This window comes from Legionella steigerwaltii (genome assembly GCF_001468065.1).
In the GTDB taxonomy this organism is placed as follows: Bacteria; Pseudomonadota; Gammaproteobacteria; order Legionellales; family Legionellaceae; genus Legionella; species Legionella steigerwaltii.
In genome coordinates, this window is record NZ_LNYZ01000038.1 from 188374 (window position 1) to 209928 (window position 21555).

Genomic DNA, 21555 nt, shown 5'->3' on the forward strand with positions numbered 1-21555 from the left:
CACCTTTAAAAAAATTCATTTTTTAATATTTTTTAGAAAATAAAGCAACTGTACTGCATCCTTCTTGGATATGGGTTTTTTAAAATAAGTAGCGCTCTCATGAGACGGGTTTTCCTGATTATGGCTAGAAGTTAAAATGATTATGGGCGTATGGTTGTTTAATACCGAATTTTTTTGTATCTGGTCAATCAGCTCATAGCAATTTAAATTTTTATCCACTAAGATAAAATCATAAACTCTCATGAAAGCCAACTCTCTTGCCGATTCATCATCCCCTGCCATATCCACCAAATGCTTCAACTCTAATAAATGCATACGAATGAGAATACGAATTCCTAATGAGGATTCCACCACTAAAAAACGCAATGGATGAGCGCTATATTGTTCATTTTCAACCCAATCATTCATCATGCAACCTCTTTCGTGACAAACCCACCAAGACTCTCATTATCCCTTCATTTCCTGATACTCCGAATGCCCTTTATGGGAATTAAGTAAGCGCAGCCCATTCGCAACAACAATTAGACTCGCACCCATATCAGCAAATACCGCCATCCATAACGTTGCTAATCCTCCCAGGGCCAGAATGAAAAACACCCCTTTAATTGCAAGGGACAAAGTAATATTTTGGCGAAGAATACGCGCCGTTCTTCGGCTTAAATCAATGTATAAAGGAAGCATGGCTAAATTATCATTCATTAACGCAACATCTGCGGTTTCTAAAGCCGTATCGGTACCTTTGCCCATCGCAAAACTAATCGTAGCTTTTGCAAGTGCTGGTGCATCATTGATTCCATCACCCACCATTCCCACCGTTTTATACTGTTCCAAAAGCCGATTAATTGCTTGTAATTTTTCAGTAGGCAAAACATTCGCCTGCACTTCATCAATCCCCAGCACTTTGGCAATGGCTTTAGCCGTCAGGGCATTATCACCGGTTAACATCGCTGTTTTAAGTCCTTGTTGATGCAAGGTGTCAATTGCCCATTTACTCGTAGCACGAAGCGTATCGGCCACTGCAAAAACGGCTAAAACCACCGCTGAATTACTCAAAATGACTGTTGTTTTTCCTTCCTCTTCCAAACGCTTAAGTTCCTGCTCTACAGCAAGAGAGCACACCTTATTATCTTCTGCCAGTTGATGATTTCCAACGTAATACAATCCTTGACTAATAATTCCTTGCACCCCGCGGCCAGGAAGTGCTGAAAATTGCTCTACCTCAAGCAAAGACTCATTAGGTTGATTTTGCCGCCAGTATTCAACCAAAGCATGAGCCACTGGATGTTCCGAATGACTATCAAGACTTGCAGCAAGGACTAATAAGGACTCTTTCGATTGTTGTTTATCATAAACGATAAAATCAGTCACTACAGGTTTTCCCTCTGTTAAGGTGCCTGTTTTATCCAGAGCAATTAATTTAAGCTGGTGCCCCATTTCTAAATAGCTGCCTCCTTTGATAAGAAGACCATGTTGTGCCGATGAAGCCAATCCGCTGACTACCGTTACCGGTGTAGAGATGACCAAAGCACAAGGGCAAGCAATAACCAATAACGTTAAGGCTTTATATATCCAGTCATAAAAAGGATAACCAAACACCAACGGGGGAATAAGTGCAATAACCAGTGCAATCAAGACCATAATTGGGGTGTAGTATTTGGCAAACTCATCGACAAAACGTTGCGTTGGCGCCCGCTCACTTTGTGCCTGCTCAATGGCTTTACCAATTTTAGCAAGCAATGTATCACCCGAAGCCTTAGTGACTTTAACCTCAAAGGCACCGTGCTCATTTAAAGTCCCTGCAAACACGTCATCACCTACTTGCTTGCTCACTGGCATGGATTCCCCTGTAATCGGGGCTTGATTGACCGTACTTTGTCCCGATATCAACACCCCATCCAGTGGGATGCGCTCACCGGGTTTTACTTTAAATACCGCACCAACGGCTACCTCTTCTACAGGCAAAGTCTGCCATTGACCATTATCCATTTTAATCCGAGCCACCACTGGTGCAATTTGCATGAGACTGCGAATGGCAAGGCGGGCTTTATCTAAAGAATAACGTTCGATTCGCTCAGCAAGAGCAAATAAAACAGTGACCATCGCGGCTTCCGGCCAGGCCCCTATAATCATGGCCCCGGTGATTGCAATTAACATCAGGCTATTAATGTTCATGGCCTTAGTACGCAGCGCGATTAAACCCTTCTTAAAAGTAGAGGGACCACTTAAGGTAATGGCAAGCAGAGCGGGAAGAATGACCCAAATAAATTGCTCTTTAGTAATGAAATAAGCAGTTAACTCAGAGCAAAGCGCTAAAAAGCCTGCCAAAGCTAGCAATGGCCATGACGAATCAACTTGCTTCTTCTCTTCTTTTGCAGAGGAGGTGCTGCCTTGAACCCGAACACTCATGCCTAACGCTTCAATTTGTTTTTGCAACACATCAATAGCTGGAAGACGATGGTGCACGGTCACTTCCTCAGCAATGAAATTAAAATCCATCTGCGCCACTTCAGGAATCACTTTTAATTGGCGCCTGATTAATTGCTCTTCAGCCGGACAATCAAGGCCTGCAACAAAAAAAGTAGTTAAAGTTAGAGGCTTTGTCATAATGAGCTCCCACATTGGCCGCAAAAATTTGCCCCTGCAGTAATAGTGGCACCACAACTGCATTGAGTATTCTCAAGACCGCTGCCACATTGACTACAAAATCGTGCCCCAGGAGCTAGAGAGCTCTTGCAGCGCGGGCAACTCAATCCTCTTGATTCAGGATTGGTTGAGTAATTATTCTGTTGGCTTATTTGACCATGATGAGAGCGGCGATATCCGCCATGATGGCCGCCAAGACTTCCAAGCATTCGTTTTAGAAAACTCATGTTAATTCTCCATTTCTTCAGTAAAGTGCTTGAGCATGTCCTCTAAAATACAACGCACATGCGCATCATAAATAGTGTAATAAATATGTTTTCCCTCTCTATTTGCTAAAAGAAGACGTGCAGAACGTAATAGACTTAAATGATGGCTCGCCAATGGCACCGAAAGTTGCAGTTGTTCCGCCAGCTCTGAAACTGATTTTGGACCATCCAAACACGCGATAAGAAGCTTTAAACGATTGGGCTCACCCATCAAATGCAAGATATCGCTTAAAGTGATGATTTGGTCTTGAGTTAGCATAGTTAATTAAACAGTTAAATAAGTATTTAACTATTAGTGTAGCTCATTCACAGAAGTTGTCAAAACACTATCCGTGTCCTTTGCTCAAAAGAGCTATAATTAAATGAATTTATTTTTATACAAGGAAGAAGAATGACGCCCCTTCTTTCAAATCACAGTCTTCTTATCATCTTAGGATTTGTTTTTTTATGGGGCTAATTTTGATTATCCTGGCAAAAGGAAGCTCCGGCCATAAAATGAAATTTATAACACACTTGGGATTTTATCTTTCTCTTGCTGCCGCACTTATCTTTGCTATAGTGTTCTTTATGGATGTCTTTCCACTTACTTTAAAATGACAATTACTCATATTGTTACAGTTCCATCAAAGAAATCACTCATCTTTGCCTGATTTTTTAATTAGTGATTTCTTGTGCCGCTCATGAAACAGGTAATACAAACCGGGTAAGACTAAGAGTGTTAGAAAAGTGGATGAGATAATGCCACCTATGACCACGGTCGCCAAGGGACGTTGTACTTCAGAGCCCGTGCCCGTAGCCAAAGCCATCGGTACAAACCCCAAAGAGGCCACTAAAGCAGTCATGAGTACCGGACGAAGCCTCGCCAGAGAGCCTTGTAGCACCGCATCTTTTAAGTACATTTTTTTCTGTTCATGCAGTTTATTAATAAAGGTAATCATGACCAGGCCATTAAGAACTGCCACCCCTGACAACGCAATAAACCCAACACCTGCTGAAATGGACAAGGGAATCCCTCGAAGCCACAGTGCAAATACCCCACCAGTTAACGCCAAAGGAATGCCACTAAACACTAAGAGCGCATCTCGTACTCGACCAAAACTCATAAACAACAATAAGAAAATGCCCAATAGTGTGATAGGAACAACGATTTGTAGCCGTTGAGAGGCTGATTGCAACTGCTCAAACTGACCACCCCAGGTTACCCAGTAGCCACTGGGAATTTTGACACTCTGGTCAATCCGTTGCTTGGCTTCATTCACAAATGAGCTTAAATCCCGATTGCGAACGTTAGCACTGACCACCACACGCCGTTTACCACTTTCCCGACTGATTTGATTGGGGCTTTCACTGCGCACCATTTTGGCTACTTCACTCAACGGAATAAAATGTCGTTCGCCATCTTTAGCCTGTGGCAACGGAATAAATACTTGGCGTAGTACATTAGGGTTTGTACGTAACTCTTCAGGCAAGCGCACCACTAAATCAAAACGCTTGTCTCCCTCAAAGAGCTCGCCACCTTTTTTGCCGCCTGTGGCAATGACAATGGCATCTTGAACCGTGCCAATTTGTAAGCCGTAGCGTGCCAAAGCATCGCGATTGATTTCAACGGTTAGTAGCGGTAAACCACTGACTTGCTCTACTTTTACATCAGCAGCACCAGGCACTTTTTTTAATTGAGCACTGATGGCTTCAGCTACTTCGAGCAATGTATTCATGTCATCACCAAATACTTTCACCGCGACATCACTACGCACCCCTGAAATTAATTCATTAAAGCGCATCTGAATGGGCTGAGTAAATTCATAGTTATTCCCTGGAATTTGCTTTACTGCCGCCTCGATTTCTTGTACTAGTTGCTGTTTGCTTTTTTTAGGATTCGGCCAATCCTTCCGAGGCTTTAACATAATAAACGTGTCAGCGACATTGGGCGGCATAGGATCAGTGGCCACCTCCGCAGTCCCCAGTTTTGCAAAAACTCGTTTGACTTCGGGAAACTGGCTTACTCGCTCTTCCACTAAGTGCTGCATGGTAATGGCTTGTGTTAAACTGGTGCCAGGAATTCGCATCGCGTGCATGGCAATGTCGCCTTCATCAAGACTTGGAATAAATTCCCCGCCCAAACGAAATGCGAGCAAGAGACTAATCCCTACCAAAGCAACTGCACCTCCTATCACCAACCTTCTGGCATGAAAACAGCGGCGCAAGGCTTTTGCATAAACAAGTGAGAGGTAGTGTACCAACCAATTTTCTTTTTCTTGTACACGTCCACCTAAAAAAATGGCAACGGCAGCTGGAACAAAAGTCAGAGCAAAGAGCATGGAAGCAAGCAGCGCGGTAATAACCGTTTGCGCCATCGGCAAAAACATTTTCCCCTCAACCCCTGTGAGCGTTAAAATCGGTAAATAAACCACCGTGATAATAAAGACACCAAAGATACTAGGCCGAATCACCTCCGTTGTGGCATAAGCTATGACTTTCAAGCGCTCTTCTAAATTTAAAACACGATGCAAAGCATGCTGTTGTTCACCCAAATGCTTAATGCAGTTTTCAACAATAATGACCGCACCATCGACAATCAAACCAAAATCAAGAGCGCCTAAGCTCATCAAATTGGCACTGATTTTATTAGATACCATCCCTGTAATGGTAAGCAACATGGATAAAGGAATCACCATCGCGGTAATCAGTGCTGCGCGAATGTTACCTAAAAACAAGAACAAAATAACACAAACAAGCAATGCCCCTTCAATCAGGTTTTTCTTCACCGTATTAATGGTAGCGTTCACAAGCAAGGTTCGGTTATAGACCGTGACTGCTTCAATACCATCTGGCAATGATTTATTAATAACTTTCATTTGGGCCGCGACTCGTTCAGACACCGTGCGGCTGTTCTCGCCCATAAGCATAAATACTGTGCCTAAAACGACTTCTTTACTGTTCTCTGTTGCTGCTCCTGTTCGTAGCTCCTTGCCTAAAGCCACTTCTGCAATATCACGAATTCGGATAGGTGTTCCTTCAAAGCTTGCAATAACAATGTTCTCAATATCGGTGATGTTTTGCACCTGCCCTGGTACGCGAATTAAGTTCTGCTCGCCATTGGTTTCAATATATCCCGCACCCACATTGGCATTATTGCGTTCTAATGCCTCAACCACGTTGTTTAAGCTTAACCCATACCGAACCAGTTTCATGGGATCTGGAGTGATGTGAAATTGTTTTTCATAACCCCCAATGGTGTTTACTTCAGCCACTCCCTCCACATTACGCAGTTGTGGCTTGATAATCCAATCTTGAACGGTACGCAGTTCCGTTGGATTGTAACGCTGACTTACTGGTACATTTGCCTTGTTAGTGACCGTGTACATAAAAATCTCACCAAGCCCTGTAGAGATTGGGCCTAAGGTGGTTTCTACTCCTGGAGGAAGCTTGTCTTTTACTTCCTGCAAGCGCTCATTAATTAATTGACGCGCAAAATAAATGTTCGTTCCATCTTTAAAGACCACCGTGACTTGCGACAGTCCATAACGTGATAAAGAACGAGTGTAATCCAGATTAGGCAACCCGCTCATAGCCAGTTCAATAGGAAAAGTAATTCGTTGCTCCACCTCAAAGGGTGAATAGCCAGAGGCTTGAGTATTGATTTGCACTTGCACGTTGGTGATGTCAGGTACCGCATCAATAGGCAAACGTTGAAAATTATACACACCATAAAGAGCAATGATTGTCGTAAATAATAAGACAAACCATCGATGCTTTAGGGAAAAACGAATTATTTTTTCAAGCATTACCAATCCTTAGTGCTCGTGGCTCGCGCCATCCTTACCTAATTCTGCTTTCATAAAAAAGCTGTTATTACTGACATAGCGCTGGCCTGCATCAAGCCCCGAAACTACTTCGACCCACTCATCATCCCTTTGGCCTAAAATAACAGGCGTTGCCTCAAAATAATCTCCTTGCTGGATAAAAATTACCTCTTTCTCATCCATGCGCTGAATAGCCGACAAAAGTATGGCAACTGGAACCGTTTTTTCTTTAATGGTAATTGCGGCATTAATGTACATCCCAGGCAACCAAACACGAGGCTCATTAGAAAGAACTGCTCGTGCGAGCGTTGTTTGACTGTCTTCAATGCCTAAGGGCGCAATGTAAAAAATGGTGCTGATGGATTTTGGTGTTCCTTCATCTCCAGTTACCACCACACTCATGCCTTGTTTTACTAAAGGCACCTCTTTACGATACAAGGTAAAATCGGCCCACACAGTAGCCAAATTAGCCACTTCATAAATAGGTTTGGTGTTTTGCGCAAGCTCCCCATTGGTTGCGTATTTTTGCACGATGGTTCCGCTCATGGGGGCATTAATTGTATAATTTTGTAAACTTTCGTTACTCTCAATCGTAACTAATACGTCCCCTTTGGTGACTTCATCGCCTAAATTTTTAGTCATTGATTTAATAATGCCTGAATAGCGTGCATAGATGGGGGCTAAGGTATCTCGATTGGGAGCAATTTTGCCTACGACTTTAAGTTGTGTTTTAATTGTTTGGCTTTGTGCCTTAGCCGTTTGAATGTCTGCCGCTTTCAGAATGGCTGGCGCCATTTTAATGCGGCCTTCATAAGTCGCATAATGCCAGGCATAACGTTTATCCTGGAATTCTAATTGAATGCTCACATCAAAAGAATGAGGCTCTTCAATCGCCTCAACGCTTTGTAAAAAATTCTCGACAGGAGTGAACGCAATTGCTTCTTTTTTATCACCAAATCGCTTTAACTGAACGGTCAATTGCGCTTTCCCAGGCGCGATAGGCTCACCATTCTTATACAAATAAGCGCGAAAATGCGGTGGCATACCTCGTTCAAAAATTAAAAACTCAAGGGCTATATCTCCATCCTTAAACAAACGCCCACCTTGCGGACCCTTTTCCATGGTTTCTTGATGATTTTTTTCTTCATCGCCATGGGATTCTTCATTTGCTGCCCATAACGAAAAGGAACTTAACCCCAATAACAGAATTATAAAGGGCATGCAGGATAGGAATGGCTTTAAAACTCTCATTTACTCTCCTTAGAAGGCGCTAATCCTAAAAGCCCGGTCAGTTGAATTAAGGCTTTATGATAATCAGCATGAGCTTGTTGGTAATGACGCTCTTCTTCATACAACGAATTAAGGGCTGTAGATAATTCAATGTACGTATAACGTCCCATTTGGTAGCCGTCTTGTGCCAATTTGATTGATTTACGGGCCAAAGGTAATAATGAATTCGTCACCAAGCTTGCCTCATAATGACTTTGTTCGGCTTGTAGAAAAGCCCCATAGACATTTTGACGCACATCAAGGCGTGTACCTTGAAGCTCATGAGCCGTTTGGGTGTATTGTGCCTCAGCGGTTATGATTTTGCCTTGATTTCTATTGTAAACAGGCACTTCTGCAAAAGCAGAAGCCACTGCGGCATTACTGCCATCATCAGAGAAATGACGACCGCCTAATTGAATGTTTAAATCCGGCCACACAGATTTTTTAACTGCAGTAATAGTTGCACGCTTGGCGTGTAATTGCTGTTGAAGCTGCACTAACTGAGGGCTTTGCGGTAATTTTCTAAGTAACACAGCCCAGTTCAATGTCACTCCAGGAAGACCTTTATCCACCAATTGTCTATCAACTCGTAACCCATCACCTAATAGACGCGCCAATTTCGCACGCTGAAATAAAGCATCCCGTGCGGCTTTATTTTCTTGAATACGCGCTTCGCCTAAGCGCACCTGGGCCAAACGTAAGTCTAATTCCGCTCCTGCGCCTGCCTTAACTCGACGCTCGATTGCGCTTACGATGTCTTGATTGAGGCGAATAAGTTTTTGGGTTACTTGATGCCATTGACCTGCATAAAGTGCATCCACATAGGCCACACCAACTGCCACATAAAGTATCGCTTTTTGCACTTGAATTTGGGCAAGAGAAGCTAAGTAGTCTGCATAGGTTGCTTTTTTCAGATACTGTAACCGATTCCCCAAAGGGATGGGCTGGGTCACTGATGCCGTAGTTTCTGCCGCTTCATAACTCGAATAACTTCCCGAGCCGCCAAAGTTTTCTGCGGTTAAAGTCACTTGAGGATTGGGATAAAGCCCACTTTGGATAAAAAAACCGCGCATGGCTTGTGCTTTATCTATTTCGGCTTGTAATTCGGGATTATTGCGATAAGCAATGCCCAGGGCTTGTTTGAATGTCAAAGGGGTGGCCGCGAGCGCCTCACTCGCTACAAGGCTCATTGCACTCCATATAACATAATAAAATAAATTACGCATTCCCTACCCTATCAAATCCTTTTCAAACCTTATCGTTCAGTGTACCTTGATTTTGGGCCTCGATACACCCTATTGCTAAAAAAACCAGAAAATCATAGCATTAAGTCACTGAAATGATTACCAAACTGGTATACACTGATCTTTATAATCCATTAACTTGTTTATCCTATGTACCTACGATTATTATTTGTTTTTTTAATAATCTTGACTGCCGAACTGAAGGCTCAGTCATTAACTATTGGAATAGTGGCGTATGACCCGCCGTTTTCAATGAATGCCGACAAAAATCATTTCTTTGGGTTTGACATTGAGCTCATAACGGAGCTCTGCAAGCAAATTAAAGCTCAGTGTCAATTGAAATCCATGCTGTTTGACGAGCTGTTTACAGAATTAAAAGCGAGTAAAATTGACTTGGGCATAGCGGCAATTACCATCACCAACGAACGGCAGAAAACCTTTCTCTTTAGTCTTCCCTATCTGGCCAGTGCAGCACGTTTTATGACCATAAAAAACGACTCAATTACATCTCTTGAACAACTCAACAATAGATCAATAGGCATTATCAGAGGCTCTCTCTTCAAACAACTCATTACTCAGAAATTTAAAACCAATAGGGTTAGAGAATATCCTTCAACCAATCAACTCATCACTGCCTTAAATCAACAGGAAGTGGATGCCCTGCTGATGGATGATTTTTCGGCTGATTATTGGATAGCTAATAATAACACCTTGTTTAAAGGATTAGGCAAACCCTTCCCCGTCGGCATCGGTTATGGAATCATGGCCAAAATGGATTCTAAGATGCTAATGAACCAAATCAATCAAGCCTTAAAACATATTGAAAAAAATGGATTCTATTTGTCTTTATATCAAAAATATTTTCACACCATACCCATGCATTAATATATATCACTAACGGTTATCTTAATGTCACTGTTTTAATTTAATTTGGCTTAATAGTGTCCGTGACCATGACCATGCGGGTGATACCCACTAAATACTCGCTTAGGCTGTTGATTGTTTTTTGAATCTTCTTTATTAATAGAAGAAGCGCAGGAAGCCAACAAAAACATTAAAGAAATGAGCATCAATACATATGAGGTTACTAAACTAGATTTTTTCATCATTCGCATCCTTAGAATAACTCACTTGCTGTTATTTTTTAATATCATTATTATGGATGAAATAAAAGTAAATTGTACTCCTTTCGTTTTATATTCATTCAATATAAAACACGGAGTTAAATTGATGAAATTTTATTCCCGTCAACACCGCACAGGAGGCCAATATGAAAAAAGAGGTTTTTATTTCAATCTGTGGCGGCCTTATTTTTTCTTTAGCCACACAAACAATTCTGGCCGATGAAATTCCCAGACACACCTTACCTATGTCTGAAATTTTGAAAATTCTGCAGACTCGGGGTTATAGCGCGATAAGAGAGGTTGAATTTGATGATGGTTTATATGAGGTGGAAGCCTTGATGAGAAAGGGATTCAGCTTATTCTTCGAATGAACCCCAATACAGGGGACTTTATCAACACCAATTTAAAAACCACGAAATACCCCATCTCAATGCTTGAAGCGGCCCAGAGAATTGAAGACGCGGACTATCATACTATTTTCAAAATTGAAGCGCACGGCAGTCAGTATGAGGCAAAGGCCCTTGGTAAAGAGGATAAAAAAATTAAATTACGCATCGATGCTAATTCTGGCAAAATATATATCCTTGAATAAGAGAATTAGGGTTATTTATTCTGCAACCTTTAAAATTTTTCAATAAATACAGCAAACAACCTATTTAAGTTAAGCTTAAAGAAATTTAAGGCTTGACATCCCCTGTCCTTATCACAAGAGCCATCACGAATCAGCTGATGCCTGCCCCTTGTCCTTATTTAATTGCTGCCTGTTTTTTAAATTCAAGGAGGGTTTTTAGCATGCACTAAGATGGACTTTCGAGCTATTATGAAATTACAAAATAGTTCAAGCGCCATTTTTTATTCATCATGTATACTCTGCCCCTAAAATTACCTAAGTCCTTCATTGCTTTTTCTATCATGTCAGTTTATGACGCAAACGCAACGCATTGACAATCACTGACACTGAACTGAGTGCCATGGCCGTACCGGCTATCATCGGGTTAAGCAACAAGCCCGTGAGTGGATAAAGAACGCCTGCTGCAACCGGCACACCCAGTGCATTATAAAAAAAGGCAAAAAAGAGGTTTTGTTGAATGTTTTGTACCGTATGGACCGATAATTCGTAGGCTTCTAAAAGCTTGCTTAAATCACCTGATAATAAGGTCATGCCAGCACTTTCAATCGCCACATCACTACCGGTTCCCATCGCAATGCCAATGTCGGCTTTTGCCAACGCAATGGCATCATTAACTCCATCTCCCACCATGGCAACCACATGTCCTTTTTGTTGCAGTTCGGAAATCACTTTGCTTTTTTCATCGGGCAATACTTCTGCAATCACCTCTGTAACACCTACGCGTTGGGCCACCGCGTTTGCAGTCATAGCATTATCACCCGTGAGCATGATGACGTGAATACCCTTTTTCATAAGAGAAGCAACTGCAAGTTGGCTGGACTCTTTAATACGGTCGGTCACAATAAAAACACCCGCCAATTGTTTATCAACCGTTAAATAAATCAAAGTAGCCCCTTCTTCTTGTGCTTTTAACGCAGCAATTGGAATTTCATTGTCAGGAACAGACAACCAGTGCGCATTGCCAATGGCAACCATCGCACTATCGATTTGCGCTTGAGCCCCCTTTCCTCGGACTGCAATAAAATCGGTGGCCTCTTTCAGTGTCATCTGACGTCTTTGCGCTTCATCACGTAGCGCTCTAGCCAATGGGTGTTCGCTATGCCGCTCAAGGGAGGCGGCAAGAACCAAAAGTTCCGCTTCTTGCCAGTGACCACTGGGGATAATTTGGGTCAATGCCGGATGGCCTTGAGTCAGTGTTCCTGTTTTATCCACCACCAACGTGTTGATTTTGCGTAATTGCTCTAGTGATGCTGCATTTTTAATTAAGATACCACGTCGTGCGCCCTCACCTATCCCAACCATGATTGACATAGGCGTTGCAAGTCCTAAAGCACAAGGACAGGCAATAATCAGTACGGAGATGGCAGCGATTAAGCCATAGCTTAAGGAAGGCGCAGGGCCTATTAAAAACCAGACGAGAAACGAAAGTATCGCAATCCCTAAAACGATTGGCACAAACCAAGCCGATACAGCATCGGCCAAACGCTGAATAGGCGCTTGGCTACGCTGTGCTTCACTGACTTGTGTGATAATGCGGGCAAGTATGGTGTCTTTACCCACATGAGCGGCTTTTATAATGAGACTGCCATGTTGATTGAGCGTCCCGCCAATGACTTGATTGCCAACTTCTTTGGCGACAGGCATAGGCTCACCGGTTAACATGGACTCATCGACATCACTTTGCCCGCGAATTACCTCCCCATCAACCGGAATTTTTTCACCGGGGCGCACAAGCAACCTATCCTCTACCGCTACTTCATCAAGTGTGATGTCCTCTTCTTGCTCTTCATTATTCAATCGGTGAGCAAGGGTTGGATTTAAATGAAGCAATGCGCGAATGGCATCCCCTGTGCGCTCGCGTGCTTTTAATTCCAATACTTGCCCTAAAAGCACCAAGGTCGTAATGACTGCTGCTGCTTCAAAATACACCGGCATCATGCTGCTTTTCTGCATATGTAGGGGTGGCAATTGGGGGAAAATAACTACCGCTAAACTATAGCCCCAGGCAACGCCTGTTCCCAAAGCAATCAGGGTAAACATGTTCAAGTGACGGGACAAAAGCGATTGCCAACCACGAACAAAGAAAGGCCTGCCACAACCTAAAACCACCAAAGTGGTCAGTGCTGCTTGAAGCCACAAGGATAAGGACATTCGAGTAGGTGCGACCATCCAATACTCATCCATCGCTAAGAGAACAACCGGGATGCTGAGGATAGAGGACAGTATAAAACGCCTAAACATATCCTCATATTCAGGATTTTTTTGCTCAGCTAAACTCACCTGCTCAGGCTCAAGCGCCATGCCGCAAATGGGACAGGTTCCTGGTTTATCTTGACGGATTTGGGGATGCATGGGGCAAGTATACAGGGCGTTTTTTGATGTCGTCACAGTAGGCGCAGATGTTTGTGAATGCTGATGATTGCAGCAACTGTGTGCTTCTTTATGGTGCTGAGAACCGTGTTTATTTGTACTCATCATGCACCTCAATCGTATTTTTTAAGCAAGGCCATAATCTCATCCATTTTTTCCTGGCGAGATTCCTGATTGCCATGGCAGGCCGCTTCATTAAGGCAATTCAACACGTGGCGCTCAAGCACGCCAAGCTCAATGGTTTTTACCGCATTACGAACAGCGCGTAGTTGCGACAGAATATCCACGCAATAGCGTTTCTCCTCAATCATCCGCTTAATGCCTTCAAGCTGACCTGTAACTCGATTAAGTCGGGATAATTCGTGGTGATGCTCTGGGTGTTTTGACATGTATTTTCTCCTGTATACCCCTATAGGTATATACCCATAAGGGGTATTTTGTCAACGCTAAGATAGAAAATAAAAAACGACGAGCCGAGCCTATGACACAACAAAAAGCAACAAGGAGAACAAATTAATAGAAATAACGGATTCGGTTTATGAGCGTAAATTAATTGGATGCTCCACTTGCTTATGAACCATTGTAAATGCAAACCGAATCGTATGTGATGTTTTGTTTTGCAGCATAACAGGCTATATCAGCCTGTTTGATGATCTCAATGACTGATACAGAATCACGATTTAGTATGGAGATACCTACCGAGCATCCAACGTTAAACTCATTGGCATCATAAGACTTTGATGCAAGTTGCACGATATCTCGTGCTATATGAGAAGCCTCCTCCAAAGAAATATGGTTCATCACTGCAATAAATTCATCACCACCATAACGCGCAATCAAGTCGTTTTTTCGAAGCCGTTGTTTTAATAATGTGATAAAATTTTGCAACACCTTATCACCGACATCATGACCAAAGTTATCATTCACCAATTTAAAGTTATCCATATCAATGAACATGATGACACACATTCCACCACCTGTTTGTATATTCTGGAAGTAAGTATTGAGCACATCAAGAAGATGCTCCCTTGTGTTACAACCAGTGAGTCCATCATGTTTGCTTCGATGTTCCAATGTTGCAAAACGCAACGTTAAGTCATCAATCATTAATCATTTCTGTTTTTTTAATCGTTTTTTCCATTAACTGACACGATAAATAAACATAAAGTCCGCCCAATAAAAATACAGAGGCATAAAAATAATTAAGACAGTGGGGATCAATAAAAACACCGTAAAGAATGCAGCTTAAATAGCTCAATATGAACAGACCAATAAGAGTCAATTAGGCAATCCAGTGGTAACGATATCCATTTGTTTCACGAAGAAGGCCATGAATTAGATACCCTCCTTTTGAAAGAAGTAGAATACCTAAAGTAATCATACCGATGGGAATAAAAGTTGCACTCATTTTATCAAGTCAGTCATTACCCTTATCCATGAGTATAAAACCAGTTTTGATTTTTTTCATGAATAGCAGCCACACGAATGAGACACTATTGATTGAATTAGGATGTTTATGCTAGAAAGATCATTTTAGAGATAAAGGCCCATGGAACAAATAAAAAAACCCATTTTTTCTCAGTTAATTCATGTTTCTGATGCAAGATTATCCTAGAATTGAATAAGATGGGCATCCATTTTTGTTACAAAAGCTATTTTCTTTCATGAGAGTGTTTTGAAAAGATTTCTATTTGTGGAGTTCAAAAAACGTGACTATTTTATTGAATACACTCGAACGTGAGTGCTTAATTTTTTTATCCACGAGAATAGTGACTCAAGAAAATCTTCAGGGGTTAATTTATGAGTTCCTTTACACACAACCTGAACATTTATTACTAATACTGGCCAAAGAGGTACAGCACGACGATGCAATTAGCACGATTCTGGCTCAATCAAAACCCCATCAATCTAATATTTTGATTGAGAGAGTTATAGGTCATTTAAACGATATTCTTTTTCAAATCATCAAAACTTATTATTTTCAAACAAAATATTAATCGCAGCCAAATGAGTCATCTCTGTCGTTACCCTACCTAAATTGTGGCGCATCAATACCCAGCTTAAAGTCTTACGACCCATAAGTCCTAAAGGAATATATTGCCTTTTTATATCACAACGGTCATCTGTGCCCCATGGGTAGAAACAGCTAAAAAAGGAGCCTCTTTTTTTATTGCATAAAACCCTTTGATGCTTGGCTTAACACCATCAAACGATTCCTGTGTCTCTTCAGATTGATACACATCAATTTGTTCCAGGCGAATAATCTGTTGTTCCTGTCGGTCTAAAAGTTTGCGATACCGCTGATTACTTTCTTCTAATTGTTTGGTAACTATTGACAGTTTGCGTTCGGCATCACAAATTCGGTCTGCCACCTCAACAAAGCTTTTCTCTTTATTGGTTAGAAATTCCTCTAATCTTTTTTGAAAAGCAGCTCGTTGTTCTTTGTCTTGAATAACCATATTAGAAAATGTTTCAACTGTTCCACTTAATACCAGTCCAACAGCCCGCGCCTGTTCAACTTCTATTCCCATTTTTTCTTTCACGTTATCCAGTTCTTTTATTTTATCAGATAACTGATTTTGATTTTCTTTATACGCCTGAGCAACCTGTTCTAATTGTCTTTGAGTATTTTCTAAAGCTTGAGACTGCGCATCGTTTGAGTCTTTGAGCCTTTTGCTAGTAAGTTCAAGTTCAATCTGAGTGGCACGCAGTGCTTTTTCGGTATCCGTAAGCTCATTAATTTGTGACTTTAATGTTTTAATTTGCTCACAAAATTGATCAATATTAGCGGTTAGGCGCGTATTTTCTTTCTGGAATGCATCAATTTCAATTGCCAGCTGTTCGCGTAAGAGATCTAGAGTTGAAATAACCGAGTCCAGCAGATCAGCAAGACTTGAGATTCCTGCCTTTAAACCTTCGATATTGTCTGCATTTTGACTCTGATGATTTTCAAGAAGGATATGGCTTACCGTATAAACAATTCCAGTAACAATACTGAGCGTAATAAGGGCTGCAAGATTTGCCATGAGTCCAATCATCAACACTGGTACGGTGAGCACGACACCTGCAGTAATTTTTTGCCATAAGGGGATTTCATTCCAGAAACTGGCAGCACGCGATAATAAGCTTGGATTGTGATTCATCGCCTGAATCAATTGATTCAATTCTTCTTTGATTTTTTGTATTTTATTTTGAGTAATTACAATCTTCTCAAAACGTTCTTTATCTTTTTTTGTTTTTTGATTGGGGTTGTCCTGCTCCATGTTTTCTGACGGATGAAGGTCTAAAGCTAACTCAAGTTCCAATTTTTGATACGTCATGGTTCTTCCTTACAACGAGTGGGCATCCACTTTTTAATGCTAAACGGTGTCACATGAGTTTCGGACTTACCTTAAGAGAAACAAAGTGACGGAAAATCCCGTAATTATTGAATTAATTACCCGTACTTTTTTTATGTATTGGATTGAGGTGTAACAATCCTGTACATAAGGCATTAAGGTTGTGTATTGAGAGGTGAAATTGATTTTTAATGTTTAGAATGTTACTCATTACCATTTTCCTTAATTTGGTTTGAAACAACAGTCAACCGAACACTTTTTCCTGGAGCGGTTAAATTATGATCATTCTATCGAATAAATTGTGTTCAGTCATTCTTTTTTTAGTGACTCACCATTAAGATGTGACATCAACCATTCTGCTTCCTCTAAAGAAGCAAAAATTGTAACCACACTACCTTTGCCGCCATAATTAAAATGTATGTTAACCTTGGATGAAAGTTTTTTCGATTGTTGTGCCATCCAATCCTTCGCTTTTTCCTCAAATAGGCCTAGTGTAATGAAATGGACTCCTCTCCTTACAGACGGGATAATATCCCAGTTTACGGATTGGAATAAATAAGGAGTTCATTTCATTACACTAGGCCTATTTGAAGCCTAAGAAATTCTTATAAAAAAGATGGTTTCGCGAGCCCAAAGAGAGTGAAATAAAAATTGACATCAGCAACTATTTTGCATTAAAATATCAAGTGATATAAAAAACCATCAAAAGTAGGTTTATAACGCCATGAAAATTACATCTTAAGTACGCCCTTCTACAGGGCAGAGAGAGTAAATCATTTTTGATTTTCTATTTTTATTGTCCTAAAAGATATGCTTAAGAGTAAATCATGCATCATAAACCGATTCAATTTAAAGACCTAGGTCTTATCTACCCGCATAAAATCTGTTTTCAAGACTTCAGTGGTGAAATTCACTTTGGTGAGCGTATTGCACTGATTGGCCGAAATGGCTCAGGAAAATCAACCTTACTTAAGAGATTTGCTGGTCTTTGTTCAGCCTCTGCTGGCGAAATTAAAATGCCACAGGATGTTCGTATTGGTTATTTACCCCAAGTGATTGAAGAATGTCCTGATTTAAGTGGTGGTCAACGATTAAACCAAGCATTAACCAAGATATTGTCTGAAGATCCGAATGTGTTGTTGTTGGATGAACCCACAAATCATCTGGACAGACGCAATCGCCGTTCTTTAATGCGTATGCTCCTGCATTATCCGGGGACGTTGGTCATTGCTTCTCATGATACGGAGCTCATCAATACAGTCGCAGATACTCTATGGCATATTGATTTAGGTAAGCTCGCTGTATTTAGAGGGGCTTATTGTGATTATCAGCAAATGCTTGAAGACAAGAAAGCATCGATTGAACAGGAATTATCACGGATTTCACGGGAGAAGAAAGAATCACATCTTGCTCTAATGAGAGAACAAGAACGGAATAAACGTTCTCGTGTTCAGGGTGAAAAAAAGATAGCGCAGCGTAAATGGCCAACGATTCGGTCTCATACAAAGCTTGCCAATGCAATGACAACAGGAAATAAACGATTAAGTCAGATTAATCATAAAAAACAACAGGTGCTTGAAGAGCTTTCATCTTTAAACCTTCCGGAAACGATTAAGCCCAAATTTAAATTAAACGGTCTTGACCACCATAAGCCCCTAATCAGTATTCAAGACGCTTCTATTGCCTACGAGGCTTTCGATGTGATTCTTGAAGAGATTCATTTTCACTTGAATGGCTGCGAACGGGTGGCATTGTATGGGGACAACGCATCAGGGAAGTCCACCTTTGTCAAAGCGATCTTGGAGGATAGTCACATTAAGAGAACAGGTGAGTGGACTCTTCCAGAGCGCAATACAGTTGGGTATCTCGATCAGCATTATCAACATCTGAATTGTGACGAAACAGTTCTGGATTTGATGAAAAGTCAGATGCCCCATGCTTCTCATGCTGAACTTCGTGTCCATTTGAATGACTTTTTATTTCGCAAAAACATCGAGGTAGAAATAAAGGTCAAAGATCTTTCTGGTGGTGAAAAGGCAAGGCTTTCTTTAGCCTTAATTGCTGCCAATCCGCCTAAGCTAATTATTTTAGATGAGGTAACCAACAATGTAGATCTGGAAACACGCGATCATATCATTCAAGTATTACGTGAATTTTCAGGTGCAATACTGGTTATTTCTCACGATTATGATTTTTTAGATTCCATTCACATTGAAACTAAGTATCACGTTCATCAAGGGAAGATACATCATTTCAATGAGGAACAATCAGAGGGTGTTCATCATGACTAATCGTTTGCCTAACCACATAGGCTCTTTTATGTGGCATTTTTTAAAACCGTATCGACGCATGGTTTTTTTATTTATCCTGCTTGCTTTAATGGCTGGATTTTGGGGACCGTTTAATAGTTTATTGATTAAATCCTTTATTAATACCTTGGCAGCAAAAACAAGTACGGACTTCTCCTCTTTGTATTGGATCGCTGGATTACTGGTAGTGAACTTTATTGTTTTTGACAATATCACCTGGCGAACAATCGGGTACTTGAACTATAAATACGAAGCAGTGCTTAAAAACCAAATCATTAGCCAAATGTTTGAGTATGTGTTGGGAAGTAGTACGCAATTTTTTCAGGATAATCTATCGGGGAGAATTGCCACACAAATTACTACTCTTGCTGATAATCTTGAGATTATTTTGCATCGCGTGTCTATCGACTTTCTTCGTGGTGCTTCATTATTAGTGGTTTCATTTATTACAGCCTATTTTGTTAATGTCCTGTTTTTTTATATTTTATTTCTTTGGTTCATTGCCTTTGCCTCATTTAGTATTTGGATGTCGGCACGATTGGTTCAATTGTCCGATGACCATGCAAATTCCGAATCGCAGCTTTCTGGGCAATTAGTCGATAGCCTGGCGAATCAATCCAATATTCGTATTTTTTCACGCAAAATCTACGAAGTGGAACGTATGAACACGTTTTTTAGCTTGGTACAACGGGCTTTTCAAAGAAAAGAGCTGTTTATTGTTTTGTTATGCTGCGCACAGGGTGGAATGATTGCGGTAATGATAGGTTTGGCCTCGATTACCTTAATTCACTTGTATGGCAAGGGACTGATGAGCATTGGTGATTTTGCTTTGATTCTTGGGCTTTCCATGGAATTGGGACACATGATGTGGTACACCATGTACCAAGTGGACCAATTTAACCAAGCTTTAGGCAAGGCAAGACAAAGTTTAAATGCATTGGTCATCCCTCATGAGATACAGGATAAAAATAATGCATCCCAATTAGTGGTCACGCAAGGACGAATTGAATTTTCCAAGGTGAAATTTCATTACCAAGGTGGTTACTCCCTGTTCCAAAATAAGTCCGTCACAATTGAAGCCGGTCAAAAAGTGGGTTTGGTGGGCTATTCAGGAAGCGGCAAGTCCACTTTTGTTAATTTGATTTTACGACTATATGAGGTGGTGGATGGGCAAATTCTAATCGACGGTCAAAACCTATCCGAAGTGACTCAAGAGAGTTTAAGACAAGCCATTGCCATGATTCCACAAGACCCAATGCTTTTTCATCGAAGCCTGATGGATAATATTCGTTATGGCAGGACAACAGCTTCGGATGAGGAAGTCATTTCAGCCTCCAAGAAGGCCCATGCACATGAATTCATCAGTCTTTTGCCAGAAGGTTATGAGACCTTGGTCGGGGAACGTGGGGTGAAGCTTTCAGGTGGTCAACGCCAGCGCATTGCCATTGCACGTGCGATTTTAAAAAATGCGCCCATTTTAATGTTGGACGAAGCCACCTCTCAACTCGATTCTATTACAGAATCTAACATTCAAGACAGTCTTTGGGAGTTGATGCAGGGAAAAACAACCTTAGTCGTTGCACATCGTTTATCGACTCTGCTGCATATGGACCGAATTTTAGTATTTGATAAAGGCCATATCGTTGAAGACGGGACACATGCTGAACTATTAGATCGCGGTGGTTTGTACAAAACACTATGGGATGCGCAGGTAGGTGGGTTTTTACCAGATGAACGAAAAGAAGAGTCTCTTAGTGGATAGTGGGGTAGCAAATGAATAAACCACATACAGAGTTTAGGGTAGTGCATCATTTACTTAATGACTTACTATCCGGTTTGCAATCAATTTTAAAGGAACATTTGCTGGGCGTTTATGTGTATGGTTCATTTGTTTGGGGTGATTTTGATGAAACAACCAGCGACATTGATGTTCTTGTGGCATTAAACAAAGAAATGACACCAGAAGAATTCGCGGCTTTAGATGATTTGCATGCCAATCTGGTTCAGCATTTTCCAGCTTGGAATGACCGAATTGAAGTAGCTTATGCATCTTATAAAATGTTACAACATTTTAAGACAGAGCCAGGTCAAATTGCTGTCATTAGCCCAGGGGAACCGTTTCACCTCAAACAGGCGGGGACTGACTGGCTTATTAATTATTATTTGTTGCAAAGAGATAGCCTCATTCTATATGGTCCATCAGCAAAGTCGATTATTGCTCCTGTATCAAATAGTGAGTTTATAGAGCATGTCAAAAAACAGGCCATTGAGTGGCAAGATTGGGTTACTCATACCAAAAATTCTTTAGGGTACCAATATTATGTTGTATTAACTCTATGCCGGGCTTTGTATGTGCTCCAACATCAGGAACAAGGCTCTAAGTTAAAAGCTGGAACTTGGGCTAAAAATCAATTCCCAAAATGGCGAGTTTTAATTCAACGAGCATTAACTAAAGCTGAACTAAATCATGCAAGCGATATCTTGACCGAAGAAACCTATCAAGAAGTCACTGCATTTGTGGGTGAAATAGTTCAGCATATTCAAGAGAGAGAATAAAT

22 protein-coding genes are annotated in these 21555 nt (G+C 41.1%); 7 read left to right on the forward strand and 15 right to left on the reverse strand.

From position 1 onward, the window contains the following. Window positions 1–15: 15 nt before the first annotated feature. The 7 genes from Lstg_RS15865 to Lstg_RS15900 form a co-directional block, all read right to left on the reverse strand. On the reverse strand, window positions 16–411 hold the full coding sequence (locus Lstg_RS15865; RefSeq protein WP_230849075.1) for a response regulator: 396 nt from the start codon (window positions 409–411) through the stop codon (window positions 16–18). A gap of 36 nt (window positions 412–447) precedes the next feature. Beyond that, complete coding sequence (locus Lstg_RS15870; protein WP_058478593.1) at window positions 448–2604, reverse strand: heavy metal translocating P-type ATPase; 2157 nt, start codon at window positions 2602–2604, stop codon at window positions 448–450. Continuing rightward, window positions 2601–2870: a zinc ribbon domain-containing protein gene (locus tag Lstg_RS15875; protein WP_058478594.1), complete on the reverse strand. Its 270-nt coding sequence runs from the start codon at window positions 2868–2870 to the stop codon at window positions 2601–2603. The genes Lstg_RS15870 and Lstg_RS15875 overlap by 4 nt, the downstream gene beginning before the upstream one ends. Before the next feature lies 1 nt (window position 2871). Beyond that, on the reverse strand, window positions 2872–3168 hold the full coding sequence (locus Lstg_RS15880; protein ID WP_058478595.1) for an ArsR/SmtB family transcription factor: 297 nt from the start codon (window positions 3166–3168) through the stop codon (window positions 2872–2874). A gap of 373 nt (window positions 3169–3541) precedes the next feature. Then, entirely contained in the window at window positions 3542–6694 is a 3153-nt protein-coding gene (locus Lstg_RS15890; RefSeq protein ID WP_058478596.1) for an efflux RND transporter permease subunit, read from the reverse strand. Window positions 6695–6703: 9 nt separating this feature from the next. Continuing rightward, window positions 6704–7963: an efflux RND transporter periplasmic adaptor subunit gene (locus Lstg_RS15895; RefSeq protein WP_058478597.1), complete on the reverse strand. Its 1260-nt coding sequence runs from the start codon at window positions 7961–7963 to the stop codon at window positions 6704–6706. After that, window positions 7960–9171: a TolC family protein gene (locus Lstg_RS15900; RefSeq protein WP_375152885.1), complete on the reverse strand. Its 1212-nt coding sequence runs from the start codon at window positions 9169–9171 to the stop codon at window positions 7960–7962. Before Lstg_RS15900 ends, Lstg_RS15895 begins: the two co-directional genes overlap by 4 nt. A 204-nt stretch (window positions 9172–9375) precedes the next feature. Here Lstg_RS15900 and Lstg_RS15905 point away from each other — a divergent pair, with 204 nt between their 5' ends. After that, window positions 9376–10110: a transporter substrate-binding domain-containing protein gene (locus Lstg_RS15905; RefSeq protein ID WP_065235622.1), complete on the forward strand. Its 735-nt coding sequence runs from the start codon at window positions 9376–9378 to the stop codon at window positions 10108–10110. 50 nt (window positions 10111–10160) lie between these two features. Here Lstg_RS15905 and Lstg_RS17770 read toward each other — a convergent pair whose 3' ends face one another. Next, window positions 10161–10334 carry a hypothetical protein gene (locus tag Lstg_RS17770; protein WP_155522664.1) on the reverse strand — a complete coding sequence of 58 codons (174 nt, stop codon included), beginning with the start codon at window positions 10332–10334 and terminating at the stop codon, window positions 10161–10163. A 161-nt stretch (window positions 10335–10495) separates the two neighbouring features. On the opposite strand from Lstg_RS17770, the gene Lstg_RS18040 reads away from it, so the two are divergent. Next, window positions 10496–10720, forward strand: a complete 225-nt coding sequence (locus Lstg_RS18040; RefSeq protein ID WP_230849077.1) for a PepSY domain-containing protein — start codon at window positions 10496–10498, stop codon at window positions 10718–10720. Beyond that, window positions 10717–10941: a hypothetical protein gene (locus Lstg_RS18045; protein ID WP_230849078.1), complete on the forward strand. Its 225-nt coding sequence runs from the start codon at window positions 10717–10719 to the stop codon at window positions 10939–10941. Before Lstg_RS18040 ends, Lstg_RS18045 begins: the two co-directional genes overlap by 4 nt. A gap of 318 nt (window positions 10942–11259) precedes the next feature. On the opposite strand, the gene Lstg_RS15915 is transcribed toward Lstg_RS18045, so the two are convergent. From Lstg_RS15915 to Lstg_RS18165, 5 genes are all read right to left on the reverse strand, one after another. Next, complete coding sequence (locus Lstg_RS15915; protein WP_058478599.1) at window positions 11260–13455, reverse strand: copper-transporting P-type ATPase; 2196 nt, start codon at window positions 13453–13455, stop codon at window positions 11260–11262. A gap of 8 nt (window positions 13456–13463) precedes the next feature. Next, the gene (locus tag Lstg_RS15920) at window positions 13464–13739 is read right to left on the reverse strand and encodes a metal-sensitive transcriptional regulator (protein WP_058478600.1); all 276 of its coding nucleotides are present in this window, start codon (window positions 13737–13739) and stop codon (window positions 13464–13466) included. Between the two features lie 181 nt (window positions 13740–13920). Next, complete coding sequence (locus tag Lstg_RS15925; RefSeq protein WP_310790476.1) at window positions 13921–14457, reverse strand: GGDEF domain-containing protein; 537 nt, start codon at window positions 14455–14457, stop codon at window positions 13921–13923. Continuing rightward, window positions 14450–14632 carry a hypothetical protein gene (locus tag Lstg_RS18160; RefSeq protein WP_337955819.1) on the reverse strand — a complete coding sequence of 61 codons (183 nt, stop codon included), beginning with the start codon at window positions 14630–14632 and terminating at the stop codon, window positions 14450–14452. Before Lstg_RS18160 ends, Lstg_RS15925 begins: the two co-directional genes overlap by 8 nt. Beyond that, entirely contained in the window at window positions 14633–14758 is a 126-nt protein-coding gene (locus tag Lstg_RS18165; protein WP_330138487.1) for a hypothetical protein, read from the reverse strand. A gap of 301 nt (window positions 14759–15059) precedes the next feature. Between Lstg_RS18165 and Lstg_RS15930 the strand changes: the two genes are divergently transcribed. After that, entirely contained in the window at window positions 15060–15347 is a 288-nt protein-coding gene (locus Lstg_RS15930) for a hypothetical protein (RefSeq protein WP_058478601.1), read from the forward strand. A gap of 108 nt (window positions 15348–15455) precedes the next feature. On the opposite strand, the gene Lstg_RS15935 is transcribed toward Lstg_RS15930, so the two are convergent. Together Lstg_RS15935 and Lstg_RS17775 are read right to left on the reverse strand one after the other, a co-directional pair. Then, the gene (locus Lstg_RS15935) at window positions 15456–16670 is read right to left on the reverse strand and encodes a LegC2/C7 family Dot/Icm T4SS effector (RefSeq protein ID WP_078061484.1); all 1215 of its coding nucleotides are present in this window, start codon (window positions 16668–16670) and stop codon (window positions 15456–15458) included. 327 nt (window positions 16671–16997) lie between these two features. Then, window positions 16998–17147 (reverse strand): hypothetical protein, encoded by a 150-nt coding sequence (locus Lstg_RS17775; protein ID WP_230849080.1) that lies wholly within the window; start codon window positions 17145–17147, stop codon window positions 16998–17000. Window positions 17148–17515: 368 nt separating this feature from the next. On the opposite strand from Lstg_RS17775, the gene Lstg_RS15940 reads away from it, so the two are divergent. The 3 genes from Lstg_RS15940 to Lstg_RS15950 are packed head-to-tail and all read left to right on the forward strand — an operon-like array spanning window position 17516 to window position 21553. Further along, window positions 17516–18979: an ATP-binding cassette domain-containing protein gene (locus Lstg_RS15940; RefSeq protein WP_058478602.1), complete on the forward strand. Its 1464-nt coding sequence runs from the start codon at window positions 17516–17518 to the stop codon at window positions 18977–18979. Continuing rightward, the gene (locus Lstg_RS15945; protein WP_065235623.1) at window positions 18972–20759 is read left to right on the forward strand and encodes an ABC transporter ATP-binding protein; all 1788 of its coding nucleotides are present in this window, start codon (window positions 18972–18974) and stop codon (window positions 20757–20759) included. The genes Lstg_RS15940 and Lstg_RS15945 overlap by 8 nt, the downstream gene beginning before the upstream one ends. Before the next feature lie 11 nt (window positions 20760–20770). Further along, window positions 20771–21553, forward strand: a complete 783-nt coding sequence (locus Lstg_RS15950) for a nucleotidyltransferase domain-containing protein (RefSeq protein ID WP_058478603.1) — start codon at window positions 20771–20773, stop codon at window positions 21551–21553. Window positions 21554–21555: the final 2 nt, after the last annotated feature.